Origin of the sequence: Sphingobium amiense (assembly GCF_003967075.1) — a bacterium.
GTDB lineage: Bacteria > Pseudomonadota > Alphaproteobacteria > Sphingomonadales > Sphingomonadaceae > Sphingobium > Sphingobium amiense.
In genome coordinates, this window is the sequence record NZ_AP018664.1 from 2,516,426 (window position 1) to 2,528,687 (window position 12,262).

Annotated in this window: 14 protein-coding genes; 4 read left to right on the forward strand and 10 right to left on the reverse strand. The window is 66.8% G+C overall.

What is annotated here, in order from left to right:
- Window positions 1-77 precede the first annotated feature (77 nt).
- Window positions 78-698, forward strand: coding sequence for a response regulator transcription factor (locus SAMIE_RS12130; protein WP_066700460.1), 621 nt, complete (start codon window positions 78-80; stop codon window positions 696-698).
- Here the strand turns inward: SAMIE_RS12130 and SAMIE_RS12135 are convergent.
- The 4 genes from SAMIE_RS12135 to argH are packed head-to-tail and all read right to left on the reverse strand — an operon-like array spanning window position 684 to window position 4,349.
- Entirely contained in the window at window positions 684-1,442 is a 759-nt protein-coding gene (locus SAMIE_RS12135) for a precorrin-2 dehydrogenase/sirohydrochlorin ferrochelatase family protein (RefSeq protein ID WP_066700462.1), read from the reverse strand. The genes SAMIE_RS12130 and SAMIE_RS12135 overlap by 15 nt on opposite strands.
- Window positions 1,442-2,707, reverse strand: a complete 1,266-nt coding sequence (lysA, locus tag SAMIE_RS12140) for a diaminopimelate decarboxylase (RefSeq protein ID WP_066700463.1) — start codon at window positions 2,705-2,707, stop codon at window positions 1,442-1,444. The genes SAMIE_RS12135 and lysA overlap by 1 nt, the downstream gene beginning before the upstream one ends.
- A gap of 17 nt (window positions 2,708-2,724) precedes the next feature.
- Entirely contained in the window at window positions 2,725-2,982 is a 258-nt protein-coding gene (locus SAMIE_RS12145) for a hypothetical protein (RefSeq protein WP_066700466.1), read from the reverse strand.
- Entirely contained in the window at window positions 2,979-4,349 is a 1,371-nt protein-coding gene (gene argH / locus SAMIE_RS12150) for an argininosuccinate lyase (RefSeq protein WP_066700515.1), read from the reverse strand. Before argH ends, SAMIE_RS12145 begins: the two co-directional genes overlap by 4 nt.
- Before the next feature lie 43 nt (window positions 4,350-4,392).
- On the opposite strand from argH, the gene SAMIE_RS12155 reads away from it, so the two are divergent.
- The 3 genes from SAMIE_RS12155 (at window position 4,393) to SAMIE_RS12165 (ending at window position 8,323) form a co-directional block, all read left to right on the forward strand.
- Window positions 4,393-4,980, forward strand: coding sequence for a TlpA family protein disulfide reductase (locus tag SAMIE_RS12155; RefSeq protein ID WP_066700468.1), 588 nt, complete (start codon window positions 4,393-4,395; stop codon window positions 4,978-4,980).
- Between the two features lie 193 nt (window positions 4,981-5,173).
- Window positions 5,174-7,813 carry a TonB-dependent receptor plug domain-containing protein gene (locus SAMIE_RS12160; RefSeq protein ID WP_066700470.1) on the forward strand — a complete coding sequence of 880 codons (2,640 nt, stop codon included), beginning with the start codon at window positions 5,174-5,176 and terminating at the stop codon, window positions 7,811-7,813.
- A gap of 69 nt (window positions 7,814-7,882) precedes the next feature.
- Window positions 7,883-8,323, forward strand: a complete 441-nt coding sequence (locus SAMIE_RS12165; protein ID WP_066700472.1) for a RidA family protein — start codon at window positions 7,883-7,885, stop codon at window positions 8,321-8,323.
- Here SAMIE_RS12165 and SAMIE_RS12170 read toward each other — a convergent pair.
- From SAMIE_RS12170 to SAMIE_RS12195, 6 genes are all read right to left on the reverse strand, one after another.
- Window positions 8,320-8,499 carry a Trm112 family protein gene (locus SAMIE_RS12170; RefSeq protein WP_066700474.1) on the reverse strand — a complete coding sequence of 60 codons (180 nt, stop codon included), beginning with the start codon at window positions 8,497-8,499 and terminating at the stop codon, window positions 8,320-8,322. The two genes, SAMIE_RS12165 and SAMIE_RS12170, sit on opposite strands and share 4 nt — an antisense overlap.
- Before the next feature lie 19 nt (window positions 8,500-8,518).
- Window positions 8,519-9,133 carry an LON peptidase substrate-binding domain-containing protein gene (locus SAMIE_RS12175; protein WP_066700475.1) on the reverse strand — a complete coding sequence of 205 codons (615 nt, stop codon included), beginning with the start codon at window positions 9,131-9,133 and terminating at the stop codon, window positions 8,519-8,521.
- 5 nt (window positions 9,134-9,138) lie between these two features.
- Window positions 9,139-10,050 carry a tetratricopeptide repeat protein gene (locus tag SAMIE_RS12180; RefSeq protein ID WP_066700480.1) on the reverse strand — a complete coding sequence of 304 codons (912 nt, stop codon included), beginning with the start codon at window positions 10,048-10,050 and terminating at the stop codon, window positions 9,139-9,141.
- Between the two features lie 106 nt (window positions 10,051-10,156).
- On the reverse strand, window positions 10,157-10,603 hold the full coding sequence (locus SAMIE_RS12185) for a DUF2141 domain-containing protein (protein ID WP_066700482.1): 447 nt from the start codon (window positions 10,601-10,603) through the stop codon (window positions 10,157-10,159).
- A complete protein-coding gene (locus SAMIE_RS12190) occupies window positions 10,600-11,328 on the reverse strand; it encodes a sterol desaturase family protein (protein ID WP_066700517.1) in 729 nt (242 codons plus the stop codon). The genes SAMIE_RS12185 and SAMIE_RS12190 overlap by 4 nt, the downstream gene beginning before the upstream one ends.
- A gap of 37 nt (window positions 11,329-11,365) precedes the next feature.
- Window positions 11,366-12,256, reverse strand: coding sequence for a prephenate dehydratase (locus SAMIE_RS12195; RefSeq protein ID WP_066700484.1), 891 nt, complete (start codon window positions 12,254-12,256; stop codon window positions 11,366-11,368).
- Between the last annotated feature and the right edge of the window lie 6 nt (window positions 12,257-12,262).

Below are 12,262 nucleotides of genomic sequence, written 5' to 3' on the forward strand. Positions count from 1 at the left end.
CGTTGATCGCGCGCGCGGCGCGTTAACCATTTCTTCGCGCTGCAATCCTATGGTCCATCGTCAGGAAGGTGGGACCGATGCAGTTCTTGAAGCGCATGCTGGCACGGCAGGACAATGGACCGGCGGGCGAACCGGCACGGGCGCAGCGGCGGTTGCGGCTGTTGCTGGTGGACGAAAATCCGACCGCGCGCGACGTCATCGCACGCCGCCTGTCGCATCTCGCTTATGATGTGGCGCTGGCCGAGGACGGCTTCCGCGCGCTTTCGCTGCTCCAGACCCGGCCGGTGGACATCGTCCTCATCGACATGGACCTGCTGCTTCTGCCTGCCGTCACGGTGATGCGGAAGATCCGTTCGGGGCGGATCGCGCCCGATGCCTGCTTCGTCATGATCGCCGACCGGCCCGATGCGCCTGCGACCGTCGCGGCGCTGGAAGCGGGCGCGGACGACCTGATCGTCAAGCCCTTCGACTTCGACATACTCGATGCGCGGCTGCGGCACCTGTGCCAGCGGGCCGAACAGATGGGCGTGCTGGCCCGGCACAATGCCGAACTCGACGCCCGGATCGCGCGGCGCGCGGTGGAACTGGGCGAAACGCGCGACGCCCTGCAGGAAATGGAAATGGACCGCGCGCGGCTCGTCTCCTCGATCGCGGCGCTCCATGCCGAGATCGAACGGCTGCAATCAGACCAGGCTTAGCCAGAGCGACAGCCCCTCGCCCGGATCGGCGGGCGGCTGCACCATAACGATGCGCACCGCGTCGGCGCGCGCCCGGTCGAGAATGACGGGCGGCACATCGGGCGCATGATAGACGCGATCCGCTTCCCCCAGCAGGCGCGCGGCGCGCAGCGTCAGATCGTCGGGATCGGCGGACAGGAGGCGGACGGGCACAAGGCCCGCCCCCCGCACATCCGCACCCGCCGCCAGCCATCCGGCGACGGCCTCGCCAGCTTCCTCTTTCAGCGGGTCGATCATCCCGCCCTCCGCCAGCCCCGCGTCGATGGCGCGGCGGCGCTCCGCTGCATCGGGCCAGCGCGCCCGGATCGCCTCCCGCGCCCCCGCCAGCGCTTCGGCCAGCGCGCCCAGCCGCGCGGGGAGCCAGCGCTCCAGCCGCTGCCGCAGCGCCTTGGCCAGCCCCGCTGACGCGCCGCCTGTGCCGATGGCGATCAGCACGGGGTCGCGTTCCACGATGGCAGGCAGAGTAAAGTCGCAGAGCGCGAGATTGTCGGTGGCGTTCACCAATATGCCGCGCGCCCGCAACAGCCGCGCCATCTCCTCGTCTCCATCCGATACGATGGCGACGCGCGCCTCCGGGTCGTCGGCCCCGACGATGCGCGCGCCCGCGCGTTCGAGCAGACGGCGCTTGGCGTCCGCCGCCTCGCCTTCCCCGGTCAGGATCACCGCCCGCCCCTCCAGACGGAGAAAGACGGGCAGGCTGTGCATCAGGCGGCGACCCAGTCGGGAATGATGTCGCCCGCGATCAGCGCCTCGATCGGGGGCCGCTCGCGCACCACCGCCCATCTGTCGCCCGACACCAGTACTTCGGGGGTCAGCGGGCGGCTGTTATAGGTGCCCGCCATCGTCGCGCCATAGGCTCCCGCCGTCATGAACGCGACGAGATCGCCCGGACCCACCACGTCCATGTCGCGGTGCATCGCGAAGGTGTCGCCCGTTTCGCAGACCGGACCCACGACATTGGCGGTGGCCCGCTCACCCGAGGGCTGCACCGCGCGGATGTCGTGCCAAGCATCGTAGAGGCTGGGGCGCAGCAGGTCGTTCATGGCCGCGTCGACGATGACGAACGGCGCCTGCGCGCCCTGCTTCACCCGCACCACGCGCGACAGCAGCGCACCCGCATTGCCCACGATCACCCGTCCCGGCTCGAACATCAGGCGGACATTCCACCCCTGCGTCACGCGCGTCACCATCGCGCCATAGTCGGCGGGGCTGGGCGGCACCGGCTGCGAGGGATCGTAGGGCACACCAAGGCCTCCGCCGAGGTCCGCCGTGCGGATCGCATGCCCCTCGCCCCGCAACGCCTCGATCAGCGCACCGACCTTGACGAACGCGGCTTCGAGCGGCGCGAGGTCGGTGAGCTGGCTGCCGATATGAACCGCCACCCCCTGCACGTCGAGGCCCGGCAGCGCGCGGGCGGCGGCATAGCTTTCCAGCGCGCGGGCATAGGGGATGCCGAACTTGTTTTCCGACTTGCCGGTCGAAATCTTCGCGTGGGTGCCTGCATCCACGTCGGGATTGATGCGGTAGGCGACCGGCGCTTTGCGGCCCATCGCCAGCGCGACGTCCGACAGCATCTCCGCCTCCGGCTCGCTTTCCAGATTGAACTGGTAGATGCCGTGGTCGAGCGCGAGGCGCATCTCGTCCGCCGTCTTGCCGACGCCCGAAAAGACGATGCGGCTGGCCGGAATGCCCGCCGCGATGGCGCGCAGCAGCTCACCGCCCGACACCACGTCCGCGCCAAGCCCCAGCTTCGCCAGCGTCGCTAGGACGGCGGCGTTCGGGTTGGCCTTGACCGCGAAGGCGATCAGCGGATCGGCAAGCTGCGCCAGCCCGTCGCGAAAAACGCCGACATGCCGCTCCAGCGTGGCGGTCGAATAGACATAGACGGGCGTGCCGACCGCCTGCGCGATCGCTTCCATCGGCACCTGCTCCACCTGCATGGCGCCATCGACATAAGTGAAATGATCCAAGAGACTGTCCTGTCGGTCTATTTGGGGTCGGCTTCGGGCGGCAGGTCGAATTCATCGTCCTGCCGCTTGCGCGACTGGGTTAGGAGTTCCACGTTGCGTCCGGGACGCGACTGGACGCTCGGCTCCATCAACTGCGTGCCGGTCGGGGCCGTCGCCGCACCCACCGGCACGGCGGGCACTCTCTGTCCCTGCACGGGTTTGAGCTGCTCCTTGCCGCCGCATCCGCCGAGCGCGAGGAGAGCCAGCGCCAGCGCGCCCGTTGCCGCTTTTTTCATGACCCCAGTTCCTCCCTGGCCTGCGCGATGCGCGCGCGCACCTGTTCCGGCGCGGTGCCGCCATGGCTCCTGCGGCTGGCGACCGATGCATCGACCGTCAGCACCGCATAAACACGCTCGTCGATCCGCGCGTCGATGGCTTTCAGCGTCTCCAGCGGCAGCCGGTCGAGCGGCACGCCCGCTTCCTCCGCCGCCGCCACCGCCCGGCCCGTGATGTGATGCGCCTCGCGGAAGGGGATGCCCCCTTCGCGCACCAGCCAGTCGGCCAGATCGGTCGCGGTCGCAAAACCGCTTTCGGCCAACCCCCGCATCCGCTCGGTGCGGAAGGTCACGGTCTCCACCATGCCCGTCATCGCGGCGATAGAGAGCGCCAGCAGGTCATGCGCCTCGAACACCGGCGGCTTGTCGTCCTGCATATCCTTGGAATAGGCGAGCGGCAGCCCCTTCATCGTGACGCAGAGCGCGGTCATGCACCCCATGATCCGCCCCGCATGGCCGCGCACCAGTTCGGCGGCGTCGGGGTTGCGCTTCTGCGGCATGATCGAACTGCCGGTCGAATAGGCGTCGGGCAGCTTTACGAAGCCGAAGGGCTGGCTCGCCCAGATGATGAACTCTTCGGCCAGCCGCGAAAGATGCAGCGCCGCCTGCGTCGCCGCCATCAGATAATCGAGCGCAAAGTCGCGGTCGCTGACGCTGTCGAGGCTGTTGTCCGTGGGCTTTGCAAAGCCCAGCGCTTCCGCCGTCATATGCCGGTCGGTCGGGAAGCCCGTCCCGGCCAGTGCCGCCGCGCCCAGCGGACATTCGTTCAGCCGCGCGCGCGCGTCGGCAAAGCGGCTGCGATCCCGCCGCACCATCTCATAATAAGCCATCAGGTGATGGCCCAGCGTCACCGGCTGCGCCGATTGCAGATGGGTAAAGCCCGGCATCACCGCGTCGGCATTCTCCTCCGCCCGCGCAACGAGCGCGCGCTGGAGGCCGGAAAGCCCCTGCTCCACCTCGTCGATGGCGTCGCGCACCCAGAGGCGGAAATCGGTTGCGACCTGATCGTTGCGGCTGCGCGCGGTGTGCAGGCGGCCCGCAGCCGGACCGATCAGTTCGGCGAGGCGCGATTCCGTCACCATGTGAATATCCTCAAGGTCGAGGTTCACCGGCACGCCGCTTTCTTCATATTCCGCCGCGATGGTGTCGAGGCCCGCCGCAATCGCATCCGCATCCGCCTGCGACACGATGCCCTGCTTCGCCAGCATCGCGACATGCGCCTTCGACCCTGCGATGTCCTGTTTCCACAGGCGCTTGTCGAAAGGAATGGACGCATTTATCTCGCGCATGATCGACGCCGGGCCGGCGGCAAACCGGCCGCCCCACATGCTGTTGGAGCCTGCTGCCATGCTATCGTCTTCCCGCGCGCTAATGATACTGCTCCTGCTTGGCCCGTTGGCGGCTTGCGATAGGCAATCGCAGCCCAAGGAGCAAGCCAATGCAGCCGCCAGCGGAGAGGTTGCCGCTACGCCCGGCGAGGCCGCGCCCGGCAAGGGCGAAGGCTTCAACTATAAGGTGGACCGCAGCAAGGCGGGCCAGCCCATGCCCGATTTCGCCTTCCTCGATCCCGCCGGGGGCGAGAAGACGCTGCAGGATTTTGCGGGCCGCCCGCTGATCGTCAACCTGTGGGCGACATGGTGCACGCCCTGTGTCGCGGAAATGCCGACGCTCGACGCGCTGGCGGCCCAGCAGGGCGCGAAGGGCGCGGCAGTCCTCACCATCTCTCAGGACACGCAGGGACTGACGGCGGTAAAGCCCTTCTTCGAAAAGCATAAGCTGCCCCACCTCCCCGCCTATGCCGACCCGGAAAACCGCTTCGGCTTCCACTACGCGACCGGAGTGCTGCCCACGACCGTCGTCTACGACGCACAGGGCAGGGAAATCGCGCGCGTGGTGGGCGCGATGGACTGGGAAAGCGCGGAGGGGCGGAAGCTGATCGCGGAAGCCGTCGCCTCCTGAACCTCTCGCAATCGCACAAGCGGGAAGTCGCTCGATTCGCAGTTGGAATCGCCCGACTTCCGGCTTGAAATTTCCAGAAACATTACGGAAACATTACGAAATCATGTAAAAATTGTGCAGCGCAGTAGCGGATCGCCGTCCGCTGTTTCGTTTCCCCTGATGTCATCAAACGAATGCAAAACAGGGGGCATGAATGACGCGCTTTGCCGCACTCAAACTATCCTTGGTCCTCGCCTCGTCCTGGACCGCATGCGCTATGGCGCAGGAACCGCAGACCGCGCAGGAGCCACAGTCCGACGAAGGCGCCGCGATCATCGTCACCGGCACGCGCGCCATGGGGATGCAGGCGGCCGAAGCCGCCGCGCCCGTTCAGGTGCTGAGCCAGGAAGCGATCAGCCATGTCGGCCAGCCGAACCTCAATCAGGTGCTGACGCAGATCGTGCCGAGCTTCACGGCGCAGACGCAGGGCACCGACCTTTCCAGCTTCTCGCTTTCGGCACGCCTGCGCGGCCTGTCGCCCAATCACACTCTGGTGCTGGTGAACGGCAAGCGCCGCCACGGCAACGGCATCCTTCAGGTCATCTCGGGGGCGTTCCAAGGTTCCGCCGCGCCCAGCATCGACCTCATCCCGCCCGACTCGGTCGCGCGCGTCGAGGTGCTTCAGGAGGGAGCCGCCGCCGTCTACGGCACCGATGCCATCGCGGGCGTCATCAATTTCATCCTGAAAGACCAGACCGAAGGCGGCAGCTTCAAGGTCACGGGCGGCCAATATTATGACAGCGAAGGCGAACTCTTCTCCGCCTCGGGCAATATGGGCTTCAGGCTGGGCGAAGACGGCTTCTTCAATCTGACCCTGTTTCACCGCCGTCAGAATTACACCACGGTCGGTCAGGGTCAGGTGCAGGTCACGAAGATGGACGGCACGCTCCAGCCCAACGCGCCCGCGCAATGGTCGAACCTCACCGGCGACGCACTCGCCGGGATCAACGGCGGCCAGCCCAAGACGAAGCTCAGCATCGCCTTCTACAATATGGGCTATGATTTCGGCGGCGTCGAACTCTACAGCTTCGGCGACTATGCCCGCCGCGAAGGCTGGGCGAAGCAGGGTTATCGCCATCCCAAGCGCATCTGCTACGAAACCGGCAACGTCGGCGGCAACGTAACGCCTGCCGCCTACGACCCCAATATCTGCTTCGGCAACACGGGCGTCGTCGGCATGGTGCCGCTCCAGCATGTCGTCGAGGACGAATATAGCTTCACCGTTGGCGCGAAGGGCGAGTTTGGCGGCGGCTGGAACTACGACCTCAGCACCACCTACGGCGCGCAGAAGGATTCGATCTACACCGAATCGTCGGCGCACCGCGAAATCTGGCAGGAAAGCTATCAAAACCAGCTTCGCGGCATCGGCACCGCCAATTCGCCCACCAGCGCCTATGACGGCGGGTTCAAGCTCAGCCAGACCACCGTCACCGCCGACATCCGCAAGGAATTCGACACCGGCATGGCGTCCCCCCTCACCGTGGCGTTCGGCGGCGAATATCGCCGCGACACCTACGAGATCCTTCAGGGCGACCCCATCTCCACCTACAAGACCGGCGTCCAGTCCTTCCCCGGATACAAGGCGACCGACGCGGGCGACTTCGCGCGCAGTTCCAAGGCGGGCTACATCAACTTCATTGCCGAGCCGGTGGACGGCTGGAGCGTCGACCTCGCGGGACGGTATGAAGATTATACCGACTTCGGCGACACCGCGATCTGGAAGGCGACCACGCGCTACGACTTCTCGCCCGCCTTCGCGATCCGCGGCACGGCCAGCACCGGCTTCCGCGCACCGACCCTTGCCGAGCAGAAATATTCGACCATCAACGTGGGTCCGACCAGCGCCATCGCGCAGCTTCCCGCCGGCACGCCTGCCGCCGCGCTGCTGGGCTTCGGCAGCCTGAAGGCGGAAAAGTCGAAGAACTTCTCCGCCGGGTTCGTGCTGCGTCCCGTCCCCAAGCTCGCGGTCACGGTCGACGGCTACCTCATCAAGATCAAGGACCGTATCACGGGCACGGCGGCACGCAACGCCGTTCTCAACGGCGTTGCACAACCGGGCGGCAGCGAAATCCTGTCCGCGCTGAACGCGGCGGGCATCGTGCTCGACAGCGCGCTCTTCACCAGCGGCACCATCGGCGTGTCGAGCTTCACCAACGGCATCGACACCCGCACATGGGGCATCGACTTCTCCGCCGCCTATCCCGTCGCGCTGGATTTCGGCACGCTCAACCTGTCGCTGACCGCGAACTACAACAAGACGAAGATCACCAACAACAAGGTGGGCTATCCGATCTTCAACGCCGCGTCGGAAAGCAATATCGAGCGCTCCAATCCCGACTATAAGGTCGTCGCCAACGCCCTGTTCAAGTCGGGCCGGTTCACACTCAACGCGCGCGAAACATTCTATGGCAAGACCAGCGTGCTCGTTCGTCCGGCGTTCAACGCCCGGACCCCTTCGGGCGATCTGCCTGCGGGCGGCTTCCTGATCGCAGACGGCGCGATCGTGAACGGCGTCAATGCGAACCAGCTCTATTTCAACGGCGTAGTCAAGGCGACGGCGATCACCGATCTGGAGGCAGGGTTCGACTTCACCGATGCCGTGACCTTCTCCATCGGCGCGAACAACCTCTTCAACAAGAAGCCGGAAATTCCCAAGCTGCTGGAAGGCGTTGTCGTTGGCGCGGGCGTGTCGCCCTACATCAACGGCGCAGGCGCTTACAGCGCCTCTTACGGCCACGGTCCCTACGGCACGTCAGGCGGCTACTATTACGCCCGTCTCGACTTCAAATTCTGACCGAAGTGCACGGGTGAAAGGGGCCGGTTCGGGAACGGACCGGCCCCTTTCTCCTTGAGGAGAAAGACGATGAAACGCCTCTTCGCCGCCGCCTTCATGACCGCCGCCATGCCCCTCGCCGCGCAGCCAGCGCCCCCGCCCCAGCCGCTCCCGGCGAAACTGCCCTTCTCCCCCGCCGTGCGGGTTGGGGACACGCTCTACCTGTCGGGGCAGATCGGGCAGGTGCCGCAGGGCATGGACCGGCATGGCGAGGGTTTCGACGCCGCGGTGCGCGGCGCGATGGACTCGATCGAGCGCATTCTGAAGGACAACGGCCTTGGCTTCGGCGATGTCGTCAAATGCACGGTGATGCTGGACGACATGGCCGACTGGCCGCGCTTCAACGCTGCCTATCTGCCCTATTTCTCGGGACATCGCCTGCCCGCCCGCAGCGCGTTCGGAGCGGACGGGCTGGCGGCGGGCGCACCGCTCGAAGTCGAATGCATCGCCGCCTTCACGAAGGCGCGCTAGAGCGGCGTCGCCTCCCGCGCCACCAGCACCGGCACTCCGTCCCGCACCGGAAAGGCAAGACCCGCCGCGTCCGACACCAGCGTCTGCCGCGCCTCATCCCAGCGCAGCGGCGCGCGGCTGACCGGGCAGACCAGCTTTTCCAGCAGCCACGGCTCTATCGGCGCAGCGCCGCTCATTGCCCGCTCACTGCCCCGCTCATTGCATCGTCGCTCCGCCATCGCGCTCGATGCGGCCGACGATCTGCATCAACTGGATGATCCGCTCCGACCGTTCGGACAGGCTGTCGGCCTCCAGCAGCGTCTGCTTGGCGGCGGGGTCGAAGGGCGCGATCTGCGCGATGCCGTTGACCAGCGCGGTATCGTCCAGCCGCGATACCGCCGTCCAGTCCACCACATAGCCCAGCGAATCGGCGAAGCGGCGAGATTCCTGCTCCAGCGCTGCGCGTTCCACGGCAGCGAGGGATTCGTCCTCCTGCGGCGCCTGTTCGACATCGGCCTCGACCTGCCGGAACTGCGTCGCGACCGACAGTTCGCGCACCACCCGGAAGCGGGCAAGGCCGGTCAGGATGATGTTGAAACGCCCGTCCTCCAGCGCCTCGATATGGCTGACATGGCCGAGACATCCCATGTCGAACAGCGGCGGCACAGCGCCCGCCCCGCGCGGCTGGATCATGCCGATGCGCCGGTCGCGCGCCATCGCGTCGTGGATCAGCGCCCGGTAGCGCGGCTCGAAGATGTGGAGCGGCAACTCCATCCCCGGCAGCAGCAGCGCGCCGGACAGCGGAAAGATCGAAACGCGGGCGAGCGGCATGGGCGTTACGAAAAGAGGATCTGCGACAGCCTGCGCCGCTGCCCGGCGACCCAAGGATCTTCCAGACCCACCGCCTCGAAGATCGTGAGCAGTTGCGCCTTCGCCGCGCCATCGTTCCATGCCCGGTCGCGGCGGACGATTTCCAGCAGCGCTTCGGCCGCGCCGTCGCGGTCGCCGTTCGCCATCAGTCCGCCCGCCAGTTCGAAGCGCGCGTCATGATCGTTCGGATCGGCCGCGACCTTCGCCGCGATGCCGGAAAGGTCGGCGACAGGCTTCGCATCGCGGGCCAGCGCGATGGCGGCGCGTGCCTGATCGACGGCGGCGTGCTTCGCCGCCTCCGCGGGCAGCGCCGCCAGCGCGGCTTCCGCCTCGTCCAGTTGCCCCAGCGCCACCAGCGCGCGCGCCTGACCGGCGGCGACTTCGGCGTTATCGGGGTCCATTTCGGCAATCTGGGAAAAGACCGACAGGGCGCGATCCGCCTCGCCATCGGCCAGCAACTGCTCTCCCATGGCGATCAGCGGCGCGATTTCCTGCGCCAGCGCCTTTTCATCGGACTGGATCGGCAGTTGAGCCAGAAGCTGATCGAGATATTGTTTGAGCTGTCCTTCGGTGCGTGCCTGCGAAAGGTCCGCGACCGGCTGACCCTGAAACATGGCATAGACGGTCGGGATCGACTGGACGCGGAACTGGCTGGCGATGAAGCCATTTTCGTCCACATTCACCTTGACCAGCTTGACGCCCTTGGCCGCATATTCGGCGCACACTTTCTCGATGACGGGCGTGAGCTGCTTGCAGGGGCCGCACCATTCGGCCCAGAAATCGACGATCACCAGGCTGGTGCGCGACGGCTCCACCACGTCGCGGCGGAAATCCTCCACCGCCGCCTTTTCGGTTTCGCTCAGTCCCAGGGTCGCCACGCTCTTGTCTCCTGCTGTCGATGCGGATCGCTCCGCCCTTAGACCGCAATATGGGGCGCGTCACCCCATGCGCGCAAGGGATGCGTCCGCTATGTCGCCCCGTGCATCAGAGGAAATATTTGAGGCGGATGTCCTGTTCCACCGCCGATCCCGCAACGGCGAAGCTCGCCGACCGGAAGCTGGGCGCACCGAAGCGCAGAGCGGGATTGCGCGAGAAGCCCACGCCCTCGCGCGGAATGCCCGCGAAGGTATCGAGCCGGCCATTGCCGTTCTCGTCATGGATGATGGCGATGGCATATTGGCCCGGCGTCAGCATGCCGAGCGGGATCTGCCCCGTCTTCGCCGGGACGGTGAAGGCCCGCTTTTCCGGGTCGTCGCGGCAGTCGGGGAAATGATCGGGACGGCGGGTGACGCACACCAGCACCTTGCCCTTCGCCGACCGCAGTCCCAGCATGTCCATGCTGAGCGGCTGGGCGAGGTCGGCGGGCGCGGCTCCGGTCAGCCCCGCCATCGCCGCAAGCGCCGTTACGATCGTGCCTGCCCTTGCCGTCATGCCCTGCCCTTCGAAAAGTCTCCCAGCCCCCGGTCGGTGCCGCACAGGCGGTCCCAGACGCGGAAATAAAGGCCGTAATTGCAGCGATACTGGTCATGGTGCCGCTGATGATGGGTCGCGGTGATGAGCCAGCCGCCGAGCGGCCCCCTCACCATCCAGCGCGGAAACATCTCCCACCCCATATGATTGCTCACCCCCATCACCGTCATGATTGTCAGCACAGCGGCCAGCGCGCCGACATGGATGGGGATGAGGAAGACGAGCGCCGGGATCACGACCGCGCCGGTCAGCGCCTCCCACGGATGAAAGCTCATCGCCGCCCAGGCGGTCGGCGGGCGGCTGGCGTGATGGACGGCATGGGCGATGCGGAACAGGCGCGGCCGGTGCATCCAGCGGTGCGTCCAGTAAAACCATGTGTCGTGCGCCGCCAGATAGAGCAGCACCGACACCGGCAGCCACCAGAGCGGATAGGCCGCAACATCGGTATAGATGCGCGTCCATCCCCGCGCCTGCCAGCCCCAGGCGACGATCCCCGCGGGAACGCCATAGATGAACGCCGACAGCAGCGACCAGCCCACCTCGCGCCCCATCTGTCCTTCCAGCCCGCGATAGAGGCCCGGCTGGCGGATGCGCGTCGCCAGCGCGAAGCCGCCGCTCGCCAGCAGATAGCGCACGGCGACGATGGCGCTCATCGCCAGCGCGGACAGGAGGATGGCTGCGACCATGGCCATGCTATAACCGCCCCGCGCCGTCCCGTCACCCTCAGGTGCGCGGACGCGCCTGCCGGTAGCTGCCGAGCTGGCGCACCCATTTGGTGTGAAACTCCAGTTCGGCGAGCGCCCGGTCGACAGCCGGATCGCCCGGCATGCCCTCGATATCGCAGAAAAATTCCGTTGCCGCGAAACTCGCGCCGCGCTGGTAGCTTTCCAGCTTGGTCATGTTGACCCCGTTGGTCGCAAAGCCGCCCATCGCCTTGTAGAGCGCGGCGGGGATGTTCTTCACCTCGAACAGGAAGGTGGTCATGACCGGCCCGACATCGGGCGCGGGCATCTTCGGTTCGTGCGCGAGGACGAGGAAGCGCGTCATATTGTCGTCGCTGTCCTCGATATTCTCGGAAATCAGGCGCAGGCCGTAGATTTCGGCGGCGAGATAGGGCGCGATGGCGCCTTCGCCCGCGATCCGCCGCTCCGCCACCAGCGCCGCCGCGCCTGCGGTGTCGGCATAGGCGACCGGCTGGATGCCGCGCTCGCGCAGATAATGGCGGCACTGGCCCAGCGCCTGCGGATGGCTCAATGCGCTGGAAATCGGGCTTTCGTCCGGGGCCATCAGGCAGTGGCGGATGCGCAGGAAATATTCGTCGACGATGGACAGGCCCGATTCGGGCAGCAGGAAATGCATGTCGGCGACGCGGCCGTGCAGGCTGTTTTCGATCGGGATGATCGCCCGCGCGGCAAGGCCGGATCGCACGGCGTCGATCGCGTCCTCGAACGCGAAGCAGGGCAGGGGCACGCAATCGGGCGCATAGCCGAGCGCGGCGAGGTGCGAATTGGCGCCGGGCGCGCCCTGATAGGCGACGGCGCGCGCCGGGTCGGCGGCGGCCTTCTGCATGAGGTCGGCGACGATGGCGCGGGCGGGGGCGGGGTAATTGTCCATGGGCTT

Coding starts and splice junctions, on each gene's coding strand:
- SAMIE_RS12185 (WP_066700482.1), bottom strand. CDS start 10,603: ATGACGGCAAGGGCAGGCACGATCGTAACGGCGCTTGCGGCGATGGCG.
- SAMIE_RS12190 (WP_066700517.1), bottom strand. CDS start 11,328: ATGGTCGCAGCCATCCTCCTGTCCGCGCTGGCGATGAGCGCCATCGTC.
- SAMIE_RS12135 (WP_066700462.1), bottom strand. CDS start 1,442: ATGCACAGCCTGCCCGTCTTTCTCCGTCTGGAGGGGCGGGCGGTGATC.
- SAMIE_RS12130 (WP_066700460.1), top strand. CDS start 78: ATGCAGTTCTTGAAGCGCATGCTGGCACGGCAGGACAATGGACCGGCG.
- SAMIE_RS12170 (WP_066700474.1), bottom strand. CDS start 8,499: ATGAGCGGCGCTGCGCCGATAGAGCCGTGGCTGCTGGAAAAGCTGGTC.
- SAMIE_RS12195 (WP_066700484.1), bottom strand. CDS start 12,256: ATGGACAATTACCCCGCCCCCGCCCGCGCCATCGTCGCCGACCTCATG.
- SAMIE_RS12160 (WP_066700470.1), top strand. CDS start 5,174: ATGACGCGCTTTGCCGCACTCAAACTATCCTTGGTCCTCGCCTCGTCC.
- SAMIE_RS12165 (WP_066700472.1), top strand. CDS start 7,883: ATGAAACGCCTCTTCGCCGCCGCCTTCATGACCGCCGCCATGCCCCTC.
- argH (WP_066700515.1), bottom strand. CDS start 4,349: ATGTGGGGCGGCCGGTTTGCCGCCGGCCCGGCGTCGATCATGCGCGAG.
- SAMIE_RS12145 (WP_066700466.1), bottom strand. CDS start 2,982: ATGAAAAAAGCGGCAACGGGCGCGCTGGCGCTGGCTCTCCTCGCGCTC.
- SAMIE_RS12175 (WP_066700475.1), bottom strand. CDS start 9,133: ATGCCGCTCGCCCGCGTTTCGATCTTTCCGCTGTCCGGCGCGCTGCTG.
- SAMIE_RS12155 (WP_066700468.1), top strand. CDS start 4,393: ATGATACTGCTCCTGCTTGGCCCGTTGGCGGCTTGCGATAGGCAATCG.